Source organism: Paenibacillus sp. (genome assembly GCF_048976745.1).
GTDB lineage: Bacteria > Bacillota > Bacilli > Paenibacillales > Paenibacillaceae > Paenibacillus.
This window is the reverse complement of record NZ_JBHGUU010000005.1, coordinates 261,534-287,588: the sequence shown is the minus strand read 5'-3', so window position 1 is coordinate 287,588 and position 26,055 is coordinate 261,534. Positions and strand designations below refer to the sequence as shown.

Annotated in this window: 25 protein-coding genes; 14 read left to right on the top strand and 11 right to left on the bottom strand. The window is 46.7% G+C overall.

All coding sequences use genetic code 11. From position 1 onward, the window contains the following. Nucleotides 1-223 precede the first annotated feature (223 nt). The 8 genes from ACE3K2_RS05095 to ACE3K2_RS05060 all read left to right on the top strand — a co-directional run bounded on the left by ACE3K2_RS05095 (nucleotide 224) and on the right by ACE3K2_RS05060 (nucleotide 9,224). Nucleotides 224-1,201 (top strand): glycoside hydrolase family 43 protein, encoded by a 978-nt coding sequence (locus ACE3K2_RS05095; protein WP_421887488.1) that lies wholly within the window; start codon nucleotides 224-226, stop codon nucleotides 1,199-1,201. Between the two features lie 132 nt (nucleotides 1,202-1,333). Then, nucleotides 1,334-2,677 carry an ABC transporter substrate-binding protein gene (locus tag ACE3K2_RS05090; RefSeq protein ID WP_421887485.1) on the top strand — a complete coding sequence of 448 codons (1,344 nt, stop codon included), beginning with the start codon at nucleotides 1,334-1,336 and terminating at the stop codon, nucleotides 2,675-2,677. 156 nt (nucleotides 2,678-2,833) lie between these two features. Further along, nucleotides 2,834-3,724, top strand: a complete 891-nt coding sequence (locus tag ACE3K2_RS05085; RefSeq protein ID WP_339303686.1) for a sugar ABC transporter permease — start codon at nucleotides 2,834-2,836, stop codon at nucleotides 3,722-3,724. 26 nt (nucleotides 3,725-3,750) lie between these two features. After that, nucleotides 3,751-4,593 carry a carbohydrate ABC transporter permease gene (locus ACE3K2_RS05080; protein WP_278296469.1) on the top strand — a complete coding sequence of 281 codons (843 nt, stop codon included), beginning with the start codon at nucleotides 3,751-3,753 and terminating at the stop codon, nucleotides 4,591-4,593. A 56-nt stretch (nucleotides 4,594-4,649) separates the two neighbouring features. Next, nucleotides 4,650-6,059, top strand: a complete 1,410-nt coding sequence (locus tag ACE3K2_RS05075) for an arabinan endo-1,5-alpha-L-arabinosidase (RefSeq protein WP_421888354.1) — start codon at nucleotides 4,650-4,652, stop codon at nucleotides 6,057-6,059. A 753-nt stretch (nucleotides 6,060-6,812) separates the two neighbouring features. Next, the gene (locus ACE3K2_RS05070; RefSeq protein ID WP_421887481.1) at nucleotides 6,813-7,793 is read left to right on the top strand and encodes a family 43 glycosylhydrolase; all 981 of its coding nucleotides are present in this window, start codon (nucleotides 6,813-6,815) and stop codon (nucleotides 7,791-7,793) included. A gap of 194 nt (nucleotides 7,794-7,987) precedes the next feature. Further along, nucleotides 7,988-8,833: an EcsC family protein gene (locus ACE3K2_RS05065; protein WP_421887477.1), complete on the top strand. Its 846-nt coding sequence runs from the start codon at nucleotides 7,988-7,990 to the stop codon at nucleotides 8,831-8,833. Nucleotides 8,834-8,897: 64 nt separating this feature from the next. Continuing rightward, complete coding sequence (locus ACE3K2_RS05060; RefSeq protein WP_421887474.1) at nucleotides 8,898-9,224, top strand: hypothetical protein; 327 nt, start codon at nucleotides 8,898-8,900, stop codon at nucleotides 9,222-9,224. A gap of 428 nt (nucleotides 9,225-9,652) precedes the next feature. On the opposite strand, the gene ACE3K2_RS05055 is transcribed toward ACE3K2_RS05060, so the two are convergent. Further along, the gene (locus ACE3K2_RS05055; protein ID WP_421887471.1) at nucleotides 9,653-10,927 is read right to left on the bottom strand and encodes an MFS transporter; all 1,275 of its coding nucleotides are present in this window, start codon (nucleotides 10,925-10,927) and stop codon (nucleotides 9,653-9,655) included. 274 nt (nucleotides 10,928-11,201) lie between these two features. Between ACE3K2_RS05055 and ACE3K2_RS05050 the strand changes: the two genes are divergently transcribed. After that, a complete protein-coding gene (locus tag ACE3K2_RS05050; protein WP_421887468.1) occupies nucleotides 11,202-11,414 on the top strand; it encodes a hypothetical protein in 213 nt (70 codons plus the stop codon). A 231-nt stretch (nucleotides 11,415-11,645) separates the two neighbouring features. Here the strand turns inward: ACE3K2_RS05050 and queF are convergent, their stop codons facing one another. The 6 genes from queF to ACE3K2_RS05020 all read right to left on the bottom strand — a co-directional run bounded on the left by queF (nucleotide 11,646) and on the right by ACE3K2_RS05020 (nucleotide 15,780). After that, complete coding sequence (queF, locus tag ACE3K2_RS05045; protein WP_017690202.1) at nucleotides 11,646-12,137, bottom strand: preQ(1) synthase; 492 nt, start codon at nucleotides 12,135-12,137, stop codon at nucleotides 11,646-11,648. Between the two features lie 149 nt (nucleotides 12,138-12,286). Next, nucleotides 12,287-13,060: a 7-carboxy-7-deazaguanine synthase QueE gene (gene queE, locus ACE3K2_RS05040; protein ID WP_421887464.1), complete on the bottom strand. Its 774-nt coding sequence runs from the start codon at nucleotides 13,058-13,060 to the stop codon at nucleotides 12,287-12,289. Beyond that, nucleotides 13,053-13,544 (bottom strand): 6-carboxytetrahydropterin synthase QueD, encoded by a 492-nt coding sequence (gene queD, locus ACE3K2_RS05035; RefSeq protein ID WP_036611465.1) that lies wholly within the window; start codon nucleotides 13,542-13,544, stop codon nucleotides 13,053-13,055. The genes queE and queD overlap by 8 nt, the downstream gene beginning before the upstream one ends. Then, nucleotides 13,541-14,221 carry a 7-cyano-7-deazaguanine synthase QueC gene (gene queC, locus ACE3K2_RS05030; RefSeq protein WP_421888351.1) on the bottom strand — a complete coding sequence of 227 codons (681 nt, stop codon included), beginning with the start codon at nucleotides 14,219-14,221 and terminating at the stop codon, nucleotides 13,541-13,543. The genes queD and queC overlap by 4 nt, the downstream gene beginning before the upstream one ends. Before the next feature lie 380 nt (nucleotides 14,222-14,601). Next, a complete protein-coding gene (locus ACE3K2_RS05025; RefSeq protein WP_421887461.1) occupies nucleotides 14,602-15,306 on the bottom strand; it encodes an AIM24 family protein in 705 nt (234 codons plus the stop codon). A gap of 18 nt (nucleotides 15,307-15,324) precedes the next feature. Continuing rightward, nucleotides 15,325-15,780, bottom strand: coding sequence for a hypothetical protein (locus ACE3K2_RS05020; RefSeq protein ID WP_421887458.1), 456 nt, complete (start codon nucleotides 15,778-15,780; stop codon nucleotides 15,325-15,327). Nucleotides 15,781-16,112: 332 nt separating this feature from the next. On the opposite strand from ACE3K2_RS05020, the gene ACE3K2_RS05015 reads away from it, so the two are divergent. The 3 genes from ACE3K2_RS05015 (at nucleotide 16,113) to ACE3K2_RS05005 (ending at nucleotide 18,319) form a co-directional block, all read left to right on the top strand. Continuing rightward, complete coding sequence (locus ACE3K2_RS05015; RefSeq protein ID WP_421887455.1) at nucleotides 16,113-16,280, top strand: hypothetical protein; 168 nt, start codon at nucleotides 16,113-16,115, stop codon at nucleotides 16,278-16,280. Nucleotides 16,281-16,487: 207 nt separating this feature from the next. After that, entirely contained in the window at nucleotides 16,488-17,192 is a 705-nt protein-coding gene (locus ACE3K2_RS05010) for a hypothetical protein (protein ID WP_421887452.1), read from the top strand. Between the two features lie 155 nt (nucleotides 17,193-17,347). Further along, nucleotides 17,348-18,319 carry a helix-turn-helix transcriptional regulator gene (locus ACE3K2_RS05005; RefSeq protein ID WP_421887450.1) on the top strand — a complete coding sequence of 324 codons (972 nt, stop codon included), beginning with the start codon at nucleotides 17,348-17,350 and terminating at the stop codon, nucleotides 18,317-18,319. A 57-nt stretch (nucleotides 18,320-18,376) separates the two neighbouring features. On the opposite strand, the gene ACE3K2_RS05000 is transcribed toward ACE3K2_RS05005, so the two are convergent. Continuing rightward, nucleotides 18,377-19,048 carry an exonuclease domain-containing protein gene (locus tag ACE3K2_RS05000; protein WP_421887448.1) on the bottom strand — a complete coding sequence of 224 codons (672 nt, stop codon included), beginning with the start codon at nucleotides 19,046-19,048 and terminating at the stop codon, nucleotides 18,377-18,379. A gap of 486 nt (nucleotides 19,049-19,534) precedes the next feature. Here ACE3K2_RS05000 and ACE3K2_RS04995 point away from each other — a divergent pair, with 486 nt between their 5' ends. Continuing rightward, entirely contained in the window at nucleotides 19,535-21,319 is a 1,785-nt protein-coding gene (locus ACE3K2_RS04995; protein ID WP_421887446.1) for a proline--tRNA ligase, read from the top strand. A 619-nt stretch (nucleotides 21,320-21,938) separates the two neighbouring features. Here ACE3K2_RS04995 and ACE3K2_RS04990 read toward each other — a convergent pair. The 3 genes from ACE3K2_RS04990 to ACE3K2_RS04980 form a co-directional block, all read right to left on the bottom strand. After that, on the bottom strand, nucleotides 21,939-23,738 hold the full coding sequence (locus ACE3K2_RS04990; RefSeq protein WP_421887443.1) for a 5'-nucleotidase C-terminal domain-containing protein: 1,800 nt from the start codon (nucleotides 23,736-23,738) through the stop codon (nucleotides 21,939-21,941). A gap of 172 nt (nucleotides 23,739-23,910) precedes the next feature. Beyond that, nucleotides 23,911-24,327: an ImmA/IrrE family metallo-endopeptidase gene (locus ACE3K2_RS04985; RefSeq protein ID WP_278296453.1), complete on the bottom strand. Its 417-nt coding sequence runs from the start codon at nucleotides 24,325-24,327 to the stop codon at nucleotides 23,911-23,913. 42 nt (nucleotides 24,328-24,369) lie between these two features. Further along, a complete protein-coding gene (locus ACE3K2_RS04980) occupies nucleotides 24,370-24,813 on the bottom strand; it encodes a helix-turn-helix domain-containing protein (protein ID WP_421888348.1) in 444 nt (147 codons plus the stop codon). A 734-nt stretch (nucleotides 24,814-25,547) separates the two neighbouring features. Between ACE3K2_RS04980 and ACE3K2_RS04975 the strand changes: the two genes are divergently transcribed. Next, nucleotides 25,548-26,030 carry an ArpU family phage packaging/lysis transcriptional regulator gene (locus ACE3K2_RS04975; RefSeq protein WP_017690187.1) on the top strand — a complete coding sequence of 161 codons (483 nt, stop codon included), beginning with the start codon at nucleotides 25,548-25,550 and terminating at the stop codon, nucleotides 26,028-26,030. Nucleotides 26,031-26,055: the final 25 nt, after the last annotated feature.

The following is a 26,055-nucleotide window of genomic DNA, read 5'->3' as shown; positions in this document are numbered from 1 at the left end:
GGAAGGGCAGAGAAATAGAAGCCAAAACCCTTGTATATAGCGCAAATATAAACGTATAATCTATTTTCTGTGCACGATTCCGGTTAAAATAAGTGTTAATCAGTTCACATATATTTGAAATATACCATTGAAATGTAATGTAACCGCTTTTATAATCCTATTATACCTAAATTGATTCAATACATCATGAACCAAATTAACCATTTGAAAGGTGGAGTTGGGTTTGGATAAGTTGAAGACGGTGCAAAAGTTCAAAAGAAAACGTTGGGCATTACCCGCATTGCTTGTTGTAGTGTTACTGCTTGCAGGTCAATCACGGGCTTTAGCGGCATTCTGGAATCTGACTGGAGATACCGCTGTTCATGATCCGTCAATTATCAAAGAGGGCAACTCCTGGTACACCTTCTCAACCGGCCCGGGCATTCAGGTATTGAAATCGGATAATGGATCTTCCTGGTATCGGGTTCCGCAAATCTTCTTAAGCAAGCCATCCTGGTGGGCTTCTGCTGTTCCGGGGCAGAGTGGATTGGATGTATGGGCACCGGACGTGGAGCAGTATAACGGAAAAGTGTGGCTTTATTATTCGATCTCCACTTTTGGTTCCAATCGGTCCGCGATTGGTCTTGCGTCTGCGAACAGCATTGGAGCAGGGCAGTGGAAGGACGAAGGAATGGTGCTTCAGACCACGACTTCCAATAATTATAATGCCATTGATCCGAATCTGGTCATTGATGCTTCGGGCAATCCGTGGCTGGCCTTCGGTTCTTTCTGGAGCGGCCTGAAGATTGTCAAGCTGGACAAAAATACGATGAAACCAACGGGAAGCATAACTTCCATTGCTGCGCGCCCAAATAACGGAGGGGCTATTGAAGGACCAAGTGTTGTATATCGTGGCGGCTATTATTACCTGTTTGCTTCCATCGATTCTTGCTGCCAAGGGGTGAACAGTACCTACAAAATGATCTATGGACGTTCGACCAGCATAACAGGTCCTTATGTGGACAAAAACGGAGTTAATATGCTGAATGGTGGCGGAACGATACTGGATACAGGCAATGTGAAGTGGAAAGGTCCGGGTGGTCAGGACGTGTATAACGGCAATGTCATTGCACGACACGCCTATGATGCAGAGGATAATGGCAATCCGAAATTGCTGATTAATGACTTGCTTTGGGACGCGAATGGTTGGCCTATGTACTGATTTATTTTAGATAAATATAAAATGTTTTATAAAAGTGTTGACTAAAGTGATCTGGATTTGATAGATTTAACAACAGAAATCTTATTTCATTCAATTGAATGCGGTTACAAGTCCAGATCAGGAGGGGTTCAGATGGTAAAGAAAAAGAATTGGGTCACATTTATGCTTCTTATGCTGGTAAGTGCACTGGTACTTGCGGGTTGTGGAGGAGGTAGCAGCGGTGCAAGTGGGGACAAGGAGTTAACGTTCATGTTCCGTGGGGGGACAGATGAGCAGAAAGCATACCAAGCGGTGGTCAAGAAGTTCGAAGAAGATCATCCGGGTGTGAAAGTCAAAATCATTGTAACGGCTGCGGATCAATATGCAACCAAGCTGAGAGCGGCAATCACAGGCAACAGCTTGCCTGATGTATTCTACATCAATCCAGGTGATGTGAAAGCGTATGTGAACAGTAATGTACTGATGAATCTTACACCGTATGTTGAAAATAACCCGGATGTTGATCTCGATAATATCTGGAAATACGGCGTGGACTTGTACCGTTATGATGGCCAAATGGCAGGCCAAGGTGACATCTACGGTATGCCGAAGGATCTGGGGCCATTTGCACTGGGCTATAACAAAACGTTGTTTGAAAAAGAGGGCATTCCATTCCCTGACAAGGATAAACCATATACATGGGAAGAGTTCATTAAGGTGAACCAGCAAGCGACCAAGGATACCAATGGGGACGGTAAACCCGATGTGTACGGTACCGGATTCAACGTGCAATGGGCACTGCAAGCCTTTGTATGGAGTAATGGTGGGGACTGGCTGGATGAGACCAAAACTAAGGTAACGATTGATGATCCAAAATTTGCAGAAGCGCTACAATTCTTCGCGGATATGCAAAACGTATACAAAATCACACCTTCCATTGAGGAAGCGCAAACATTGGATACATATCAACGCTGGATGAAAGGTGAGATGGCGTTCTTCCCTGTAGGACCGTGGGACATGAGTACATTTGAGAAACTGCCTTTCGATTATGATTTGCTGCCTTTCCCTGCGGGATCGACTGGCAAATCGGCAACGTGGATTGGATCTCTGGGTATCGGAGTATCGGCGAAAACGAAACATCCGGAGGAAGCTGCAGCATTGGTGAACTACCTTACGGCTTCGAAGGAAGGCATGCAGCAACTGGTGGATGCCAAGGTACAGATTCCAAACTTGCTTGATATGGCAGACGAGTGGGCCAAAGATACATCCACGAAACCAGCCAATAAACAGGAATTCATTGACATCGTTGAGGATTACGGCCGGGCTCTCCCTGGTAACTACACATACAATGCGGAGTGGTATGACCTGTTCTTCACGGACATCCAGCCGGTATTGGATGGCAAGATTACAGCCGCAGACTATGTGAAGCAGCAACAGCCGAAAATGCAGAAGCTGCTCGACAAAGCGGTTGAACAGGAAAAGAAATCTCAGAAATAGTAGATAGGAAAGAGCGATGCCGGCAGAGTGCAATCATGCTGCTGGCATCATTCGTATTGGGGATTATTGGATTCCATACGGGTATGTGGCATTCGTTGATTGGCAAGTTCAATCGAAGAATGCCACATGCTGATACTAGAAACAGGGGTGAACGCCGTGATTACGAAATCGAGTTTGTATCGCAAAGAGATGCTGTACGGATATCTGTTTATTTTACCTCCGATTCTGGGGTTGCTGATCTTTGTCATGTTCCCGTTCCTCTATTCCCTTTATGGTTCCTTTACGGATTGGGACGGACTGGGACAGATGAACTTTATTGGTTTGGCCAACTTCAAGGATCTGCTCACGGATGACCTCTTTTACAAAGCGATGTTTAATACATTTTTCCTGATGCTTGGGATCCCGATTGGTTTGTTGCTCGCATTATTGCTGGCGATGGGTTTGAATCGTAAAATTCCGGGCACAACGACATTCCGTGTAATTTATTACATTCCGGTTATTTCGTCCCTCGCGGCGGTGTCCATTATGTGGAACTGGGCGTACAACGGGGATTATGGTCTGGTCAACCAGTTCCTTGACCTGTTTGGGATTAAAGGCCCTAACTGGCTCGCTAACAAAGATACAGTCAAGCCAGCTCTGATTATTATGACGGTGTGGAAAGGTCTCGGATACACGATGTTATTGTACCTGGCAGCCCTGCAAAGTGTATCGCGTACATATTACGAGGCGGCAGAGCTGGATGGAGCGAATAGCTTCCAGATCTTCCGCAATATCACCTGGCCTATGGTGAAGCCGGTTACCTTTTTCCTCATCGTTACAAATATCATTGGCGGTTCCCAGATCTTCACCGAGATGAACATTATGACACCTACGGGTGGTCCTGAATATTCTTCGGCATCGATTGTTTTCTACATCTGGCAGAAGGCCTTCAGTAATTTGCAGATGGGTTACGCCTCAGCGATGGCCATGATTCTTGGTATTTTCATTTTTGTTATTACATTGGTGCAATTCAAAATGAACGAAAAATCAGCCTATGATGGGGATTGATTGTTAGGGAAAGGAGTGAACCGGAGATGTCTTACAGTCAAAAGAGGAAATTAACCAACTCGATCATTTTTATCGTACTCGCGATTGGTGCGATTGCGATGATTGCACCATTGATCTGGATGTTGTCCACGTCATTGAAGGAGAAGCAGGATGTGTTCGCGCTTCCGCCTGTCTGGATACCTGAAGTATTCCAATTTGGAAAGTATAAAGAAATCTGGGAAGCAGGACCGCTGCTCAGCGGGATCAAAAACAGCCTCATCGTTGCGGTGAGTGTAACGGTAGTGGGTACGTTTACGTCCAGTATCGCTGCCTTTGCTTTTGCCAAATTAAGATTCCCGCACAAAAATAAACTGTTCCTCGCGTTGCTGGCATCCATGATGATTCCTTATCCGACAGTCATGATCCCGCAATTCATCATGTTTGCGAAGCTCGGCTGGGTGGATACGCTGTTGCCACTGATCGTTCCTGGCCTGTTCGGTAACGTCATCATGATTTTCTTCCTGCGCCAATACCTGCTTAGTGTGCCTGATGCGATTATTGAGGCAGCCAAAATCGATGGGAGCTCCTATTTCCGACTGTACTCCAGCATTACGTTCCCGCTCATCAAACCGGCGGTAGCTGCACAGTTGATTCTCTGGTTCATGGGCATCTGGAACGATTATCTGGCACCGATTATTTATCTGAATTCACCGGAGAAGCAGACGTTACAGCTTGTTATTGCAAACTTCAATGCCACGTATGCAATCCAGACGGATTACCCGCTCATTATGGCGGCGTCCATCGTAGCTCTGTTACCGGTATTAATCATCTTCCTGATCTTCCAGAAACAGATTATTGAATCGGTTGCCATTTCGGGAGTGAAGGGATGAATCAGCGGAAGAATTTCCGAGGGTGGACATTTTCGAAGAGAGGGGTTGTTGTTTCCATGTTGCTGTTGTTGATTACCGGGGCTACGGGATGTGCTGGAGAAACGGTGTCCCGTCCCGTCTTTCCTGAAGCTCCTCAAGATACCCAACTGTATGACACCTCCATACTGGATGATGAATCACGTTGGACGGTGAACAATGCGCATGACCCAGCCATTATCAAAACAGATCAGGGATACTACGTCTATTCCACAGACGTTCGTGTGGCAGGAGAAGCGAAACCCGGCGTCATGGTACGCAAATCGGATGATCTGATTAACTGGACATGGGTAGGTCAGGCTCTGCCTGGTATTCCACAAGAAGCATTGGATTGGACGGGTGCAGTCAATCTGTGGGCACCGGATGTGATTCAGGTTGGAGATACCTATCGGATGTATTATTCGGCATCCAGTTTTGGCAGTACCCAGTCAGCCATTGGTTTGCAGACTGCTACGTCGCCGGAAGGTCCATGGACAGACGAAGGACTGGTGGTGAAAACTTCTGCAAATGAACAGGATAAACTGAATGCAATTGATGCCAATCCCATTGTGGATGCCGAGGGCAATTCGTGGATGGTATACGGTTCGTTTTTTGATGGCATCTATATTGCCCCACTCGATCCGGATACCGGGAAATTCAAGGACGAGGGATATGGTACCCGCATTGCCGCACGGGATCGAGCAACTGAAGAGGGCGCAGTCGAAGGTCCATACATTGTGTATAACCCGGAGTTCAAAAAGTATTATCTGTTCGTCTCCTATGATTCCTTATTCGAAGATTATAATGTGCGGGTTGCGCGTGCCGATTCAATTACAGGACCGTATACGGATATGAATGGCATGAACATGCTGGATACGGAGCATCTGCCGCAATATGAGATCGGTACCAAAATTCTGGGAGGTTATCGCTTCACAGAAGGTGAAGGCTGGGTTGCACCCGGACATAACTCCGTTCTGAAGGACGGAGACGATTATTACATCGTGCATCATGCACGGGGCGAGACGGATAAAAACTGGCCATATCTGCATGTACGTAAAATGGTATGGACGAAGGACGGCTGGCCTGTGGTTTCACCAGAGCGTTACGCCGGTGAGACAGCGCAGGATATTCCGAAGTCCATGATTGCCGGGGAGTGGGAAGGCATGGCACTTGATCCGTCCGTGGACGGACAGATACAAGCCGTGCCTTATACCCTAACAGGCAACGGTAAAATTAAAAGCGAAAATGGTTCTGGAACCTGGACATTTGATGGCAAACAAACACTGACGTTGAAGTGGAAAGAAAGCCCATGGGGCGGTACTTCCACGGAAGAGTTGAACCTGCTCCCGTCCTGGGACTGGGAGCGAAGCCAGCCCGCGCTGGTGGTAACAGGACTTAATGACCGCGGTGTAGCGGTCTGGGGCAAGCAAATTAGCGCAGCTGAGGAGTAAGGCGCTACTCAGAGGTTGCACGGCTCTGGCCGATAATCTTGTGACCAGCCGTACACTTGGTAGGGAGAGTCGGCTCAAGGCAAAGCGGTCAACCCCATTAGACCGAGCCAATAAAAGGCTCGAAGTGAGGTTGTAACCCAGCGAGCGCGAAAAGAGCGAGCTGCTGAACCAAAGGTGCACAAGCAGTGAGGGGGAGGAAGGAGACGCAGGAGCGAGTTTGGCATCCGATTTCAACCGCCAGGAGCGGAGGAAAAAGAAATCGGAGGACAAGAGAGCACCAAGGCCCTGCCACCCCCGAACGTCCGCTGTGCACTGTTCTGTTAAGGTGCGCTAACGCACAAGGCAATGCTGCAATTAAACACTCAAGCTGCATTTATACTGGCCAATGTCTGAGGCCGGCCGACCAAGCACTAAATATGTGGAGAGTTGACCGTGCGAAGCGGTCAACCCCATTAGACCGAGCCAATAAAAGGCTCGAAGTGAGGTTGTAACCCAGCGAGCGCGAAAAGAGCGAGCTACTGAACCAAGGGTGCACAAGCAGTGAGGGGGAGGAAGGAGCCGCAGGAGCGAGTTTGGCATCCGATTTCAACCGCCAGGAGCGGTAGAAAAAGAAATCGGAGGACAAGAGAGCACCAAGGCCCTGCCACCCCCGAACGTCCGCTGTGCACCACCCAAAAAGGTTTTCGTTTTTTAGCAATTGGGTTACATATCTCAACTTCGGCCATCACACACATTTGAAAGGGGAACATTCCCATGACTGATTCCATTACCTTTACTAATCCCATCCTGGAGCAGCGCGCTGATCCTTGGGTGTACCGTCATACCGACGGTTACTATTATTTCTCCGCTTCCGTACCAGCCTTTGACCGGATTGAGATCCGGCGTGCAGAGACGTTGGAAGAGTTAAGAGATGCTGAGCCGGTAACGGCTTGGACCAAGCGGGACACGGGGCCGATGAGTGCCAACATCTGGGCCCCGGAGATTCATTTTATCGATGGCAAATGGTACATACATTACGCAGCGGCTCACACCAGTGAGACCAACGAAGGCTTGTTTGATCACCGGATGTATGTGCTGGAGAATGATTCCGCGAATCCACTCGAAGGGGAGTGGGTAGAGAAAGGACAAATTTATACACGCTGGGAATCATTCGCGCTGGATGCAACGACCTTTGAACATAAGGGAATCCGCTATCTGGTCTGGGCACAAAAAGATCCCGATATTGTGGGCAACTCGAACCTGTACATTGCCGAAATGGAAAACCCATGGACGCTACGCGGCGAACAGGTCATGATCTCTACGCCTGAGTACGATTGGGAAATCATTGGCTTTAAGGTGAATGAAGGCCCAGCTGTATTGCAACGCAATGGACGGTTCTTCATTAGTTACTCGGCAAGTGCCACCGACTACAATTATTGTCTCGGTTTGCTTACTGCGGATGAAGATGCAGATTTGCTTGATCCAGCGAGCTGGGTGAAGTCGCCCAAGCCGGTGTTCCAGACTTGTGAAATGAACGGCCAATACGGCCCAGGTCATAATAGCTTTACTGTGTCGCCGGATGGCAAAACCGATATTTTGATCTACCATGCACGTAATTACAAAGACATCGAGGGTGATCCCCTGTATGATCCGAACCGCCACGCTCGAGCTCAAGTGGTTCATTGGCGTGAAGATGGCACACCTGATTTCGGTGTCCCGGCACCGGATGGCAAAGCAGCAGCGGAAGCAAAATAAGAGGTCGTGTAACCTTTCATACGAGAGCCCTTAGTTAGCGAGTGATGCTGATTAAGGGCTCTTTCGTATGTGAACGATAAGGAAGAGTGGGTTGCGTATCGATGTTCTGGATATAAACATAGCAACCACAACCATGATCTCTGCGTATGAGAAAGATACAGATTACGATGCAGAACCTGTTAGGAGGATTACTTATGGATTCACGCGAGACATTGGACATGGAACTTGAACAGATTTTGAAATGGGAGAAACAACAGAAGGACTTGTTTATATGGGATAAAATCGGGCGTCTGCCCTTTGCGATGTTGGATAAAGTGATGCCTAAAGCGCTGAAACAGAAAATCGGAGATTCCCTGAACGACGTCGGGCAGTATGTACAGCATGGGGGCAAATTCCTCGTACAGAAGAAAAAAGTAGCCAAGCTGTTGCAAGAGGAAGCCGAGAAGTCCGGTTATTCCATGATGGGCACGACCTATCGTCTGGAGCAGGAAGCTGAAGCGGAGGGGACAGCGAGGATTCATAGTGTGGAGAATCTGCCACTTCAGGTGCTTGACCAGGTGGCTGATAACATTACCGAGAGCCGAACCAAGTTTGCGGCGGCTCAGGGAGCAGCTACAGGTTTTGGTGGCATTGTAACCATTGCAGCAGATATTCCGTTGGTGATGGGGCTTTCTCTGAAGGTACTTCAGGAGATGGCGCTATGTTACGGGTATGATCCCGATGAACCGCTGGAGCGCATCTTTATTGTGAAATGTCTGCAGTTCTCATCCGCTGATATCGTAGGCAAGAAAGCGATTATCGAAGAACTCGCAGCTTACGATGACCCGGACAAGCCCATGGAAGTCGTATCGCAGATGCAGGGCTGGCGGGAAGTTTTTAATTCCTATAGTGAATCCTTTGGTTGGAAAAAGTTGTTCCAGCTCATTCCAGTAGCCGGCATGGTGTTTGGTTCGGTGAGCAACAAAAATACGATCCGGGATGTAGCGGAAGCAGGCAAAATGCTGTACAAAAAAAGGCTGATCCTTCAGCGTTTGAAGTAATTTAGAGAGAAAACGTAATGTTACAGAAGAATACTTCATTTTCAATGAAAGAGATGAATGTAACATGTTAAACAAACAAGGTTTCTATGATCTTTTGGATCGCAATAATATCGTATACGAGAGTATTGAACATCCCGCAGTATATACGATGGAGGAAATATACTCTTACCAAATTCCACATACAGAACATATCGTTAAAAACCTATTCCTGATGGGGGTTCTCAATAATATTCAGAAAAACGTGACCGTCGTATTTGACAAGGATCTAGTTGGTCAGAAAATCGGAATTCATCCCATGGAAAATACGGCAACGGTATTCCTTGAATTTGAAGATGTGAAGGAACTGATTACAGCTCAAGGTAGCAGCGTTGTCATGTGTGACGTGGAGTAATACGGTTGAGGCTGATTGAGAGAAAAATCAATATAACAAAAAGGGTTCCTGCCGGTCTGTCCATACAGATGGCGGGAACCCTTTTGTTGTTATGTTTTAAACTTTTTATTTAGAGTACAAATGTAGGCTATTAAGTTAAATTGTATCTAACGAACTCAGCAGGCGTTATTTAGCGATATTTCAATACTCCCGATTTCTAAACAATCTCAGACACGTTATTTTTGCATTTCCACGCACATTCCAAGGTGTTTGGCCTTATTCTCGGGAATAGCGTTGCTCAGATTCTTTAGCTTGCGAAGCCGGCAGTATTCGGTCAAATAAGTGCTGTCAGGTTCGTTAGCGCAAGATAACGTCTTATAAAGATGATGTTGCCACGTAAGGATTGGATCCAATATAGAATAAAAAGTGGACACCTGTTAATGTATTGCTTACTCTTCACTACCGTTTTCTTTCGCCCAGATATTCAGTAATTTATCGGATGGAAGCAGGAACGTGAAGATCCCGAGCAGAGGCAGGAAGCTGCACATTTGCATCACGGGTGATACGCCGAAGACGTCAATCCAGTTGCCCAGCACGAGTGCACCCAGACCCCCCATACCGAATGCTAGACCCGTAATTAGGCCTGAAACCGTTCCGATTTTGCCTGGAATCAGCATTTGTGCATATACCACCGTAACCGAGAAGCTGGATAACATGATAAAACCAATAATGGTTAAGAGTACACCTGTCCAAAACAGATTCGCGTAGGGCAGCAACAGAGCAAGTGGAGCAGCTCCGGCCATGGACAGGAAGATCAGATTACGTTTGCCGAATCGATCGGCAAGAGGTCCTCCGAAGAACGTACCAAGTGCTCCCGCAGCCAGGAACAGGAAGATATAGATCTGTGCGTCCTCTGTGGACAATCCAAAGGTATCTTTCAGATTAAACGCATAGAAGCTGCCAATGGAAGCGATATACCAGGAACGCACAAAGACAAGCAAGATTAATAGCGTAATGGCTGCTGTAATCTTTTTGCGCAATGCTGGATTGGGTGCACGACGTGCAGCAGCCTGTCTACGCAGGTATCCACCCGATTGCAGCATGCGGCCATACCAACGGGCGATGTAGATCTGAACTGCAATCCCCATGGCAGCAATGCCTGTAAATCCAATAGCACCGAAGAGTCCAAACGGGATAAAGATCCAGCGTGTAAGCAAAGGGGCAAGCGATTGCCCGGCATTACCACCGACCTGGAAGATGGATTGTGCCAGCCCACGGCGCTGACCAGCAGCCATATGGGATACTCGTGAACCTTCCGGATGGAAAGCCGCTGAACCCAGACCGACAAAGATCACGGAGATCAGGACAGTCATATAACTGTCAGCGAAGGCCAACAGCAACATGCCCGTAAATGTAAAACCCATGCCAATGGGCAGGATAGATGGTGTCGGTTTTTTATCAGCAAACCAGCCTACGACAGGCTGCATAATGGATGCGGTAAAGTTGATCGCAAAAGAAATCCATCCGATCTGAGTATACGTAAGATGCATGGAGTCTTTTAGAATCGGGAAAATGGCGGGAATGACTGACTGGATCGAATCATTAAACAGATGAACCAGACTGATTGCAATAAGTATCCGGTAAACGGTGCTTTGGGCATCCAATCCGGGTGGGGCTTTCGAACGCGCTGCGGCGTCCTTGGGTAATGAGGTTTGTGTAGACATGTACGATTCTCCTTTGGTCGCGGTCACGAGGGATCAGCGCCTGATGTTGTATTCTATGCGTGTAAGCATATTGTTACATAATAGGACAGATTGATTGGACCGACAAGGGGAACAAGAGAAATAGAATAACGTGGATAGGGCGATTTTTGCTATTAAATATCTATTCTGATGAGTATTTTTGTTGTGATTGCATTTTCAAAAGAAACGTATTACTTTAGCATTTAGTGTAAGAAGATCCATATTTCAGTGCCAGAAGGCCTGAGGAGGAATGGAAATGAAACCACTGTCACCTTATGCTGCTGCCAAACGTGAGCTGGTATTGACCATTGTATATATGGCTGTCATAATGTTTCAGGCTATCTATGTTGCACCGAAATCTCTATCTGTTGCTATCGTCATATTTATCATTTTTCAATCGATTGGTGTACTGATGTTGAGACATTACATTAAAAAAGTCAAAGAACTAAAGGAAGATCAGTCTACTTGAAAGTGTCTCCAAGCTTGAATTGAGACACGAAGGTTCTACAGGTTTATACTAAAAAGCCGAACTTCTTAAGCTATATAAGCTGAATTAATCATTTACACGATAACAGCGATTAGAAGGTTGTTCTGTCATTGTAGTGTCCGTGTAAATAATCTTTAGTTCAACTTATATAGCAAAGTTCGGCTTTTGGCTTTTTATGATTCTATTTTATACAGGATGTTTGAACCTGAAGAATTAACGATTATCAATCGTCTCCGGATACATATCATGATTCATCATGCGATGGTCGGCCATCTGCTCGTACTTCGTTCCCGGTTTACCGTAGTTCGTATACGGGTCAATGGAAATGCCGCCGCGTGGTGTGAATTTGCCCCATACTTCGATGTAACGCGGGTCCATCAGCTTGATCAGGTCATTCATGATGATGTTCACACAATCCTCGTGGAAATCACCGTGGTTGCGGAAGCTGAACAGGTACAGCTTGAGTGATTTGCTCTCGACCATTTTGATATCAGGAATATAGCTAATATAGATCGTCGCAAAGTCCGGTTGGCCTGTAATCGGGCACAGGCTGGTGAACTCCGGGCAGTTGAATTTGACAAAATAATCACGGTACGGATGTTTATTATCAAAGCTCTCCAGAATGCCTGGATCATATTCAAACGTATATTTTACGTTCTGGTTGCCCAGCAACGTCACATCTTGCATCTCATCAGGTTGTCTCATCGGTTCGTAAACGCTCCTTGTTTCCGTCAAAGCCCGAAGCTTCGCGGTATATATGAATAGGCAAATTTGCCTGTATAATTCTCTTCATCATCTGAGGGAATTTCATCCTCAACCGTACATCATGCCGCCCATTCCACCCATACTGCCCATTAGACGCCGCGTTTGTTGCCCCATACCAGCGTATGAAGCTGTGGCAGCACACGAACATCATTCAGGTCATCGGAGGCACTGACTTGGTCAATCAGCCACTCATAACGAGCAAGCAGCGAGGACGCCAGATCTGGCGTATCGGCGGAAGTTACATCCGGGTTCCCGGTTTGTAAAAATAGATCCGTGCCGGGATACCGTGCATGCACACGGCGGGCATAGTCCAGGTCTGTCTCATCGAAGATCACGATCTTCAGACTATGACTTCGTTCTGCCGGGCCAGCGGCCAGCCGTTCGATCAGATCATCTAGCACGGCCCAATCGGTGTCCATGCCAGAGCTGGGTGGCTTGGGCGAGACGGTGACTTCGTCAATGTCCGCCAGCCAAGGCTGCCAGCGGGAGCCCTGCGTCTCGACCGCGGTGCGGATACCGTTCTCCCGCAGCAGGGCAACCAATCCGCCCAGCGAAGCGAGCAGGGCGGGATTACCGCCAGAGATGGTGACATGGGAGAAACGTGTGCCGCCAACGCGGCGCAATTCTTCCCATACATCCTCTGGCGTAATCATCCGAATCTGGTCCTTGCCACTGCCGTCCCAGGTAAAGGCCGAGTCGCACCAGGAGCAGCGATAATCGCAGCCCGCGGTGCGAACAAACATCGTTTTTTGCCCGATGACCATGCCTTCGCCTTGAACTGTCGGGCCAAAAATCTCCATCACAGGGATGCGAGCCTCTTGGTTGCGTTCGCGCGACTGTCTCTGTTCTGCGACACTACTCATCAATCATCCACTCCCGTCTCGCTTCCGCGTAACTTGTTGGTGTCTCGAAGAGTCGGACAAACTCCGTCCGCCCACCATCGGTTAGCCCGGCATAGGGCTCCGTCTGGAGCGCATGTTCCATCTGTTCGAACAGCCAAACGACCATATTTTCAGCCGTTGTATTCATTAAAGGAAGTGTCTCGTTGAGGTATTGATGATCCAGATAACCTTCAATCTGAGTTTTCCATATATCCTTGATATGTCCAAAATCAACCGTCAGCCCGGTTTCACCCGGATAACCGCTGATGCCAAAGATCACTTTATAGGTGTGACCGTGCAGGTTTTTGCACTTGCCTTCATAACAATGCAGATGATGTGCTGCGTCAAAGGTAAACTCCTTGCTGACCAGCACACGTTTGCGGTGATAGCGAAGCTGGGTGGGGAGAATATCTTCTCCGATACGTTGCAGATGCTCCACAATACGGAATGTTCCAGGTTCTCTCATCGCACATCCACTCCCGCTGATGCAGCAGCAGTACGCTGCTGCACATAGCGATCCAGTCCGGCTTTGCGCAGCTTGCAGGCAGGACATTCTCCGCATCCATCGCCGATCACACCGTTATAACAAGTCAGCGTACGCTCCCGAACATAGTCAAAAGCACCGAGATCATCCGCCATCTTCCACGTTTGCGCTTTGTCCAGCCACATGAGTGGGGTATGAATGACAAATGGATAATCCATCGACAGATTAAGTGTCACATTCATTGACTTCACAAAGGAATCCCGGCAATCCGGGTATCCGCTGAAATCCGTCTCGCATACACCTGTAACCAGGTGGCGTGCTCCTTTTTGCTTTGCCATAATGGCTGCAAAACTGAGGAACAACAGATTCCGTCCATCCACAAATGTACTTGGCAGTTCGCCTTCTTCATGTGTAATCTCCACATCCGTGCGAGTAAGCGCATTGGGTGCGAGCTGGTTTAACAGGCTCATATCCAGAACCGTTTGCTGTACGCCCAGATCACGAGCGATCTCGGCTGCACATTCAATCTCCAGCTTGTGGCGCTGACCGTAATCAAACGTTACGACCTCAACTTCGGCAAACTGTTGTTTGGCCCAGAACAGACACGTGGTACTATCCTGACCACCGCTGAATACAACGACTGCTTTTTCTTCGTTCAACATAAAAAAACCTCTCCATCTTCTTGAGATCAAACCATGCACCTAGGCATAGAGTGTCGGAAGAACAGAGAAGTTCATGAACTGGCATCCATCAAAAAACACACCCTCTCGATAACCGCTTCAAAAAAAGCAGCCATGAGTAAGTGTCCTTAGTTTTTTACGCACAGAATTGCGTTCCAATCGCAACGCAACGTGTACGCAAGACTTATATTGACCATCACAGGGTCAAGTCTTATAGAGGGAGTTCGCGAACCTCTCCCATGCCACAGGCATGGATTTTCTTCTTCAATTGTCTGAACCATTATACCAATGAAAGCGCGTGGTGACCACCCCACTGGAGCATAGTGGCAGTTAATCAGTTGGCTTCATCAACTAACAGTTTATTTGATCAGTACATTACCAAAAGGGATAACTTCTTTCAGAATTCGTTTGAACAGTCCCTCATCGTTGAGATCCTGTTCCAAGCGGCGATTCTCACGTCCGGCCTGGAAAAGTACAGATCCATGTCCTGTCATCTTCCAGTGATAATTCATATGCTGACTGGCAAGGTTGTTACCATATACCGTGAGTTCCAGATGTGCATTTTCGGGATAGGCAATGATGCTGCCTGCATCCACATACAGCGGTGCTGTTGGGTGAAGTTCCTGTTGGCAGACCTGGCCTTGAGTGAGCAAGCCGATTTTGCCTTTGCCTGAAAATTTCATTTTCACTGCATCACGGGTGATCAGCATATTTTTGATTTTCTGAATTTTGGTATGCATGGTTACACCATCAGAGTAGAAGAACAGGTGGCGGAAGTCATAGAGCAGGTCACTGTCCGCCGTGAGCTCCACTTCCTTCATCGTGAATCCGGGAGGCAGGGCAGCCACAAATTGGCAAGGTCCGGTAATTTCGGATTTAATCAACTTTTTTTTGCGATATATGCCCGTGATATTCATGAATTTATCATTGCGACTCCCACTTGGACCGCGGAACGCTACAATTTGCTGCGGATGCAAAATATGAAGGCGGTCATCTTTGATCAGTGAGAATGTGACAACTTGTCCAGCTCCGCCTGCTTCAGCATTGTTCAGGTGTATGTTCATGCAGTTGCTCCTGTTCTTTTATACTCGGCCCGAACGGCGACGCATTCCCCAGCGCATCACACGAATCAGAACAAAGTAACCCAATATGAGAGAAACGACAGTGATGATCATCGTCTGAATTCGTTTGCTGGCAGCTGCTTTGGCATTCTGGTCGTCCTGTAATTTGCTTACCATTTCAGTGAGTTTTTGGTTCTGAGCGAGTAGCTGTTCGTTCTGGGTCTTAAATGCTTCGACATTGGCCTGGGCTTGTCCCAACTGAGCGGACGTTTGATTTAATTGCTCCATTGTTTGTTTATAACTTTCCTGCAGAGCGTTCACTTCTCCAGGCAGTTCGGAGACCCGCTCCCAGCCGCTATATATATCCGTAAAAATATTGGCACTGGCTGCACTTACTGTCGAAGTGATCGAGACGGTAAATAGAATGCATGTGGTGAATAACACCCGAATGAAATAACCCTGAATGGATTTTGGCATCGTTAACACCTCTTTCTTCGGTTAGTTCGATCGATCGCCGAATTCGTCGTCTATTGTTGAAATACGGCTCTTACATTATACGTCAAAACCGGGACGATGGGTTCAAGATGATATCGTTTTATTACCCGAAATATTTAAAAATTAATTAAGAACAGAGCTGTTTAGCATATAAATCTGTGGGGTAATAGAACGATAGGCAAGCACACCGGACCGTTTTAACAGATCTTTTACTTCAGTTCCGGGTGCATGCTATTCACAAATACGCAATTTAATGAACGATACCAATACATCCGATTGAATAGAAGATCGTGAACATGAAGGAGTAGAAACATATGTATACAGCAAATCAGAACACATCAACCAAAACGATTATGATCACTGTTAACGGAGAGCCGGTAGGGCGTAAACTCGTCATTGACAGTGTAACCTATGCTCCGGTTATAGAAGCAGATGGCGCACATATTTTACACAAAATGGGAATTGATCATCCTACTGTTTAGTTTAGGACTTGTCATAAAGAAGTGATTGAAAAGCTTGGCATAGCGCCAGGCTTTTTCGTCGTATATTGTCGTATTCAGACGGATTAAGGGAGGAGAAACTAATATATTGGAAAAATTTAATGGGAACATGTGTTCCGTGACAATATAGTGTCCATTCACCCTGATAACTTAGAAGATAATACATATAAATCGGGGGAGAGACTACCAGTGAACTCAGTCTTTGAAGTATCTTATTCGTGGAATAAAGAGGCCATACCGACAGGGGGAGCCGACCCCGTATATATGATGATAGAGTGGCGTAGTGGTGCCCCTGCCAAAAGACTTAGGAAAATAGCACCCAAAATTATATCAAGAGATTTGGAACTTTTGCTCAAACCGGAATTCGGAGTACAACTTAAAGGGATTTATGGATGTCGTTCCAAAGAAACGGATATTGGTTGGTTACTAAGGCTTGGAGATGTGTACAAGGGAGAGAGTAAACAAATTTTGCTTGAATTCGTTATGGGACCCCGGGTATCAGGAAAAGCAGCCGTATGTTCAGCCTACTGGAGCACAAGAAAATTGAAGCAAAGTCAACGTGTATTGTTACGAAGAGAGCAGTTGTATATTCAGTACACCAGTCACCTGGGCATGCTGCGGCAACCGGAAGATCCGAAGGTGGAGAAGACCATTAAGTTAAATGAAACCGTACCGCTGATCAAGCAGGCCTTACGAGCATATGAAAGAGGCCGGGTTCAAGAGGGAAGTAATATGTTGCGCCGTCATGCAGATGCGCTGTTAATTGAAGCGGCACGTAAGCAGGATCTGGATTATTACGCAGAAGCCGAAATTGTTGAAAAGTTGCGTTGTCACTACGGGATCACGTTCACATCCGGTTATCATGACCGTGAAAAAAAGATATTAGGCGAATAGGGTTGATTTCAGATGGTAACGGTATAGAGAGAACGAGTCTACATATGTTTTGAAGGTGAAGTTTAGGAGAAGGTCGAATGTATGTATCAAAATATTAAACTATGGATGGAGTTGTATCAAATTTATTGAAACAACAACGTGGAGGGTCCGGCAAAATGACAGACCGACTAATCCGATTAATGCGCATTATCACGCTGGTACAAGCCAAGCCGGGCATTCTGGCACGTGAGCTTGCCCAGCGATGCGAGACAACGGAAAGGACGATATACCGCGACATGGAGGCCCTCAGCGCAATGCATATCCCGATCGCCAATATGGGACACGGCCAAGGGTACATGTTCATCAGCCATTTTGCCATGTATCCGCTTAATTGGTCTGATGAAGAAGCCCAAGCTTTCATGCATCTTGCTGATGTTATGGAGAATATTCGTCCTTTGCTGAGACCTGCTTTTGAGAGCGCCTATGAGAAAGTGGTTGCTTCGAGTCAGAAAAACAAAACAGAACGCGTGGAATGGTCGGAGCAGATTAGTGGATTATTCAAAGTGGGATTGCCTGTATGGCAATATGAAAACAACGATTCGCAGAATCAATCCCTGATTAGCCTGCTTCAGGCTGGCATTTCACAGAACACCATTGAAGGGGAGTACCTGTCTCAGGGTGAAAAAGGGATCGTACGCATAGACCCTTATTGTCTTATCCCTCGTGAATACAGATTTGAGCTCTTAGGGTATTGTCACCTGTCGGAGAAACTTCGAATATTTCATGTGAACCGGCTGCAAAGGATACGGATATTACCACGCACGTTCCGCAAAGAGGATTATCTGATACAATCACACTTCCGCATTCCTTGGGCATACGAGGGGAGTACGGAGTGGACTGCGTTCAAAATTCGATTTGCACCCCATGCTGTAGAGCGTGTGATGCAGGAGCAATTCTATATACGCCCCATCTTAACCATAGAACCGGAAGGTAGCCTGTTATTTGAAGCCATATTAAGTGATATTGAGGAATTTCTCGCATGGATATCTAAATATGGACCTGATGCGGAGATCCTCGAACCTGAGATCTGCCGCATCAAGATGAAAGAACGCCTGAATTATTGGCAGCAAATGTACAATAGAAGCTGAGACTGGAATGCCATCTATCCTTAGGCAAAACACGATGAAGTACCGTGCTGAGGACGGTTACTCTTTGGTTTTGAAAAGGCTTGCCAGATTGCCAAAAGGAGATTCTTTCTCTTCATCTTCTGTGGAGCTGGAATAAACGAGCTTGGATGTGATGCCCTCATCATCGGCTGCACAGTTGTTTTCCAGCGTGAATTGGTCAAATTGATGCATGAACACCTTGGCTGTATTGATGGCATCATCCAAGGCACGGTGCTGGGTACCATCGAATTCAATTCCGCAGATTTCAAGAGCCTGAGCGAGACCGAGTTGTCGGAACTTGCCTTCTTTGCGAACTGTACGCGACCATTGTTGCTGGAGATCGTTATGATTGGTGATCCAGGCGACATCAAGTTGATGGGTGCGACAATGAGAGATCAATTTGCTGCGGTCATCGGGTCCCCAGGAACACATGTAATAGGGATCACTTCCCATCCAGGCAATGAATTGGTTCAATGCTTCCGGAAAAAGTGGGGCTGCATCAATATCTTTCTGCGTGATGCCTGTAAACTGAATCGTGTCAGTGGACAGAACGGATTTGTTGGAGGGACGAACATACGTATGAAACGTATCCGTTACGGCCAACCCATCCGCACTTTCCGTAACCTTGACGGCACCGATATCAATAATTTCAGAAGAATAGCGAGTATTGCGGCTTACCGTGAATTCAAGATCATATATGATATATGGCATAGGACAAGCTCCTTTATCGATTAATACCTGTGGTAGATTTCCATTTCTCTATATTACAGGGAACGTACTGCCATGTCAGCCATTGCTACCGAATTCATTGAACTTTATGTTAACACGGTATGTTGACAATTACTTGTAAATGCACTAATGTGATCAAAAATGATAACAGCGTTATAACGAGGACATGATTGTGCAAGCCGGCTTCAACAGAGAGGGAACAGTATGGTGCAAGGTTCCTGTAGCCGCTTCGTAATTCCTACCTCGCGAGCTGCGGAAGAGAATACCCATTGAGGGTTGCAACATCCGCCGGCAGGGCCCGTTATGCCCCGTAGGACTGCATGCTATAGATCGCACAGGTTGCGAACGGATTGATTTGCAGTTAAACAAGGGTGGTACCACGACACATTCGTCCCTTGACGGATGTGTCTTTTTGCTGTTTAAACGCCGTATTTTGATAACAAAAAGAAAGATGGGGAGTGTGTCCAGATGCGTCAAAGTGAAATGCTTGTTCCAACATTACGTGAAGCGCCAGCGGAGGCAGATGCTGCGGGACATCGCTGGTTACTGCGTTCCGGTATGATTCGCCAACTGGCAGCAGGGATCTACAGTTACCTGCCTCTTGGACGCCGTATATTGTTGAACGTTGAACGGATCGTTCGAGAAGAGATGGATCGTGCCGGGGGTCAGGAAGTATTGCTGCCCATTATGCAGCCAGCCGAACTGTGGGAAGAGTCCGGAAGGTACACACAGTATGGTCCTGAATTAATGCGTCTAAAGGATCGTCATGCACGGGAATTTGCTCTTGGACCAACACATGAAGAAGTGGTAACTGCGTTAGCTCGGGATGAGGTGAACTCGTATCGTAAGCTGCCATTCACGCTGTACCAGATCGGAACCAAGTTCCGGGATGAACGCCGTCCTCGATTTGGATTGCTGCGTGGTCGTGAATTTATTATGAAAGATGCGTACTCTTTTGCTTCCGATTGGGAAGAGCTTGATCGTACCTATCAGGCGATGAATACAGCTTATAGTCGCATTTTGGAGCGTTGTGGTCTGGACTATATCCGTGTTGAGGCGGACGCAGGAACGATTGGTGGTCAAGGGGAAACACACGAGTTCATGGCTCTTGCTGATGTGGGTGAGGACACGATTGTAACCTGCAAACATTGCGGATATGCTGCGAACCTGGAGAAAGCGGATTATCAGATTTCAGGAGATATGGAGAAAAAAGAAGGAAGTTTGGAAGTTCCAGCCGACTCTGCGAGTGCAGACTCCGCGCTTCAAACGGATGAGCATTCAGGAGTGGAAGATGTAATACGCATCTCGACACCTGGCGTTCGTACGATCGCAGAGTTAAGCGCCTTTGTGGGCAAAGGTGCTGAACATATGATCAAAACACTGCTTTATCTGGCAGATGGTCAACTGGTTGCTGCCCTTGTACGTGGAGATCATGAACTGAATGATATCACATTGAAACAGGTGTTGGGTGCAGAGGAACTGATCCTTGCAGACGATGCAGCCATTGCGGCACATCCGAGTCTGAAGGTTGGTTTTCTGGGGCCGATTGGACTAGATCTGCCAATGGTGGTGGACGCTGACGTGGCAGTGATGAAGAGTGCAATTACCGGAGCCAATGAAGTGGATGTGCATGTTTCCGGCGTACGCCCAGGCATTGATTTTGCATTGGAGCGAGTAGAACGAATTCGCTTTGCTGCTGAAGGGGATGCTTGTCCAACATGTGGGTCAACACTTGGTTTTACCAAAGGCATTGAGGTTGGGCACATTTTCAAATTGGGAACGAAATATAGTGATGCCATGGGCGCTTCATTCCTGGATCGTAATGGTCGCCAGTGTGCGCCAGTCATGGGGTGTTACGGCATTGGTGTATCCCGCCTGATGGCTGCTATAGCTGAGCAGTATGCAGGAGATCAAGGCATAAAATGGCCTGCCGCTGTGGCTCCATATGATGTGCATCTGATTCCGGTAAGCTGGAAGGATGAGCAGCAGCGTCAACTCACCCTGGAACTGGAACAACAATTGGTCGAGGGCGGTTACACGGTATTGGTTGATGACCGGGATGAGCGCCCTGGTGTGAAATTCAAGGATGCGGAGTTGATCGGACTGCCTGTGCAGATCGTGATTGGCCGAGGAGCAGCAGAAGGACAGGTTGAACTGGGGTCACACGAACTTGCAGCATCAGGTGAATCAAAACGAATCGCTTTGACGGCACAGGAGGCTGTGCGTTATGTGAAGGAACAGTTCACTTCCTAGATCAAGGGGATTCGTTAATTATATGAGTTCATATAATAGTACCGAATATAATGCGGTAGATCATTTTGATTGCCGAAGTTCCAATGTGAGCATGAAAAAGAGGGCTATAGGCATACAAATGGGTAGGAATTTAGGTATTATATCGTACGAAATAACTAAGTTGGGGTAGTTGTATTCAGTATACAAATGATTTTATGATTTAGGATTTCAAGATCATCATGCTCAGCGCAGATTTACGTGCAAGTATGCAATTTTGAGAAGACAGAGATGTCGAAATTATATGTACAAGAACCGCATGAACACGGTACTTCTAGAGAGTTTTGATATAGTTCGGTGTCAAAGGCAGATGATAAAGTTGGTTCGTAAAGGCTGGGCGGGGATTTATTTTTACCTCAGATGATTGTCAAAATTAGTAGGATATGTCCACATGGAATGATCATGCATCTAACTTGTATGGATGTTCGTGTATGGAGGTTAAGAAGACAAATGAGATCATAAAAGGGCGTCCCTTTACACCAGTAATCTGGCTTGGGGGACACCCTTTTGGTTATGACAAGATAAATTCGTTATGTTAGTTGTACCATATAAGCGATCATGCCTATATACACTTTTGCTGGGCTTAAGAAGCTGCAGGCAATTTCAATTGTTGACCTGGATAAATCCAGTGTGGATTTTTGATATTATTCAGCTTTTGCAATGCCTGCCAAGTTGTGCCGTATTGTTTGGAGATAGAGTACAGGGAATCTCCGGATTTCACAACATGCAGTTTGGCTGGGGCTGGTTTGCTTGGTGTTGGTTTAACAGGTTTTTCCGGTTTTGGCGTTTCTGGTTGTGGCTTGGTTGGAGCTGGTGTTTCTACTGCTGGAGTTTCCGGCTCTACTGCAGGTTTTTTCGCTTCACTGATTCGACCATCTGTTTGGATGTTTACAGCGCCAAGCTTCTGCATGTAATTGATCAATGCTTCGTCCAGCGCGCCATACATACCTGTTGTTGGGTATTTGGCAAACATGGTGTATTCGTCACCACCAACAGCTGTGAAATCGTTGGTTGCCAGTGTGTACGTTGCTTCCGGATCAATGGCTTTATCGCCAACGGTTACGGAATGTACACGGCTACCTTCTGCAGCGGAAGTGTCGATCTTGAACTTGATTCCGGATACTTGCGGGAATCCACCGCTTGGTTCCGGGTATGAGCCTACACCGACTTCGAGGGCTGCCAGAATATCGGACCCTTTCACTTCAAGGGTTACCACCTGATTACCAAAAGGAAGAACTGTGATGATGTCACCTTTGGTTACGGTCCCTTTTTCAATGGAAGCACGGATACCACCACCGTTAGTCAGTGCGATATCGGCTTTGCTGACATCACGAATGGCATCTGCAAGCAGGTCACCCAGGTTAGTTTCACCTGCACGTACCTGTTCACGCTTACCATCCAGCAGAATAGCGGTATTGGCTACTTCTTCTTTCAGAATCGGTTCTTGTTCTTTTTGAATGGCGTTTACGAGAGTGGCCACTTTCTCATTTGGTTTGATGTCTTTTGCTTCGGTTTCATCAATTAATGTTGCTTGTTTCTTCGTAACTTTGCCACCGTCTACCCACAGATCGATAACACCTACATAGTTCGTGTATTCTCCTGCGCTTGCGATCAATGTTCCATTATCGGATACAAGGCCATCTTGCAGTACTGTATGACTGTGACCATCAATGAATACATCGATGCCAGGAACTTCTTTAACAACTTTAAAGCTAGTATCCGTGCTGGATGCATCTTGACCAAGGTGTCCCAAGACAACAACAACATCGACTTTGCTGCGAATTTCGTTTACCAGAACTTTGGCTTCCGCAGATGGATCTGTAATATCAAGGCCTTCTACGTTTTTTGGATTCGTTTTGTACAACGTTTCTGGTGTAGTCAAAGCGATGATACCAATCTTCACGCCATCCACCTCTTTAATGAGGTAAGGATCGAAGAGACGTGTTCCGTCTTTTTTCTTCACGTTGGCGCTCAGCATGGGGAAGTTCATCATGTCTGCCAGTTCGATCAGGCGATCTGAACCATAGTTGAATTCGTGATTACCTGGTACGATGGCTTGGTATCCCATTTCATTCATGACTTTCACGATGCTCTCACCATTCACGAGAGTGGCAAACGTTGTACCATGTACAGCATCTCCAGCATCAAGCAGGAGTGTGTTCGGGTTTTCGCTACGATATTTGTCAGCGATTCCAGCTACTTTGGCAAAACCCATCGCAGGTGAAGATTCAACTGCACGGGCGTGCGTGTCATTCGTATGTAGAATGGTAATGTGTTTGCCTGAGCCTGGAGTGGTGTCCGTTGCAGCCGCGGCAATCCCTACACTGCCAAACAGCAAACAGACCGTTAGCAGAAGTGAAACGTAATTCTTCCAGATTTTCATATGAATCCGAAACCTCCCCAAATCATAATTTACTAGAGCGTTTACATAGCTCATGTAGTATTTTATCAAACTATTATGTGGAAATCTCGCGAATTACGTAAAAATAAGTAACCTGAAAGTGACATGGAAATCTGCTATTGGTAAATAGAACCTTGATAAAGAACATATGTTCTTAAATGGTGTAAAAAAAATGCTGCGCTTCACGTGGCAGTCCGGTACGTAAACAAAATTTCTCCAAAGATTCTTCCGGTTCTGGCATCACGCCGGAGGTTAGCAATTGAATGGCAAAACGGTTGGCCTGTCTTTCCAGCTTGCCTGGAGCAAAATAGGAATGCTCCTCCAGGAAGAATCGATTAATTCCTTTATGAAGCCGATCATGGCCAAGCTCATGGGCGCACACGAACCGTTGCCATTCCGGCGGCAGATCATTGTGTATGACGATAAACCTGCGCCGGAGCTTGCGAAAGTACAGTCCCTTGGTGGATTTCCCCAAATTGGTGAAACGAATCTGTATTCCAACTGCGCGGGCAATGCTGAAAGGGCAGTTGGTCCGGTGTTTTCGAATCAGCTTTGTTACGATGTCATCCATATGATCTCACCTGCTGCCTCATTAAATTCAGTTGGTCATGCCTCATGGGCGATTGTCCGAGTCGTCCGTCTTTTTGCGTTTGTTCATCTGTTTGGCTTCCCAGAACAGACCTGTCAGCACATCCTTAATTCGTTTTTTGTCATCTTCATCGAGTGGAATGCCGTCAAACATCAGATCATCATCGTCCTCCAGCATCTTTTTGAAATCACGACGGTCTTTGTATGTGGCCCATTCCGGTACGTCCTGAAGTTCAGTGGCACTCCCTGGTTCAATATAACCAGCCTGCTTCATCATCTCTGTATAGGGCACCGAGAGTGCATCTGAAATCTTGCGGATGGTCGCTGGTTTCGGCACACCCCGTACCCCATTTTCAATACGTGAAATCTGTGAGTTGCTTATTCCGGCTGCTTCGGCGAGCTGATTGATGCTGTATCCCTGTTGCTCGCGCAGTTGTTTCATATAAGGACCAAAAGCGTGCTCCACAATGTATGCCAACTCCTTCGATTCGTACAAGTGCTTGAGTTATAAAGAAGACAGTTGGATGTGGGGGAGGTAGATGTGCGTTCAATGCCCGTTTCGGATTCGGATCGTTCTTTTGATCGCTGTTATCCCCTTCCCTCTCTAAAGGGAGAAATCCGGGGATAAAGGCGAACGCTTCGCTTCTTCAGAATCGATTCCGTCTCCTTCACTGCGTATGCGCGTGTTACACACCTAAGTCCCTTCTCTAAAAAGCTCGGTGGCTTCTTTATAAAATCAAATGACTTATACGGAAGTTCATTAATTAAACAGTACTATAACGTATATATACCATTAGGTAAAGAGATATGAAACAATTATGCCAAAAGGCATAGGAAATGAGAGCGAAGGTTTTATTTTATCGTCAAAATGAACCAAAATGAAGGTTTACTCCGATCTCCAGAAAGTGGTATCCTCAAATAGAAATACGAACACTATGCGAACAAAATGTAAAGTTGAGGCGGGTCGTGTGTTCTGTAATCACCTTCTGAACAATGGAATTCCCTGCATTATAGCGGTTGGAGTGATTCCAAAAGGCAACAGGGGAAAATTGAAAAAATGTCGTTACTTTTTTGGAAAACTGGACAACTCTATGAATAAGAGCGTTTTGTTATCGTGCAAAGAACGATGGCAAAACAACATGACGTGAACGATAGAGTGATTGATATGAATGAAGTCAAGAATACTAAAGGAGGAGAATGAATATGGAATTGATGCTGCCCGAATTGGACCGACGCAAAACGCAAACGGCTGTTGAAGCTGCGCTGGAGAAATACCGAATCTATAAAACCATAGCATTTGAAGAACGAGAGGTTATGGTGACGGCAAGTTATGCCGAGCGTTTCCATGGTGCAACCAATGTGACGGGGGATTCCACGGCCAGAACGGCGATCTACAATGTGGACGTGCAGCGCGCGCGTCAGGCATATTGCGATACGATTGATTTTGTTGTGTCTCGGCTGAGTGAAAAGGAACGTGTACTCGTCTGTGAACGATATCTGAAAGATGATGATGTGTTTGACTATAAAGTGTATAACCATGTGTTTGATCCACCTGTCAGCAAGGATACGTATACGAAGATTCGTACGCGTGCTTTCTACAAAATGGCGCTGGCTCTGTCAGATCGAGGTCTGATTAATATGGAGCCTTTGTCTGTATCCCGCAAAGAGCGACAGAAGCTGGGCTGAGTGAGTGATTGAAGAAGTTGATCCT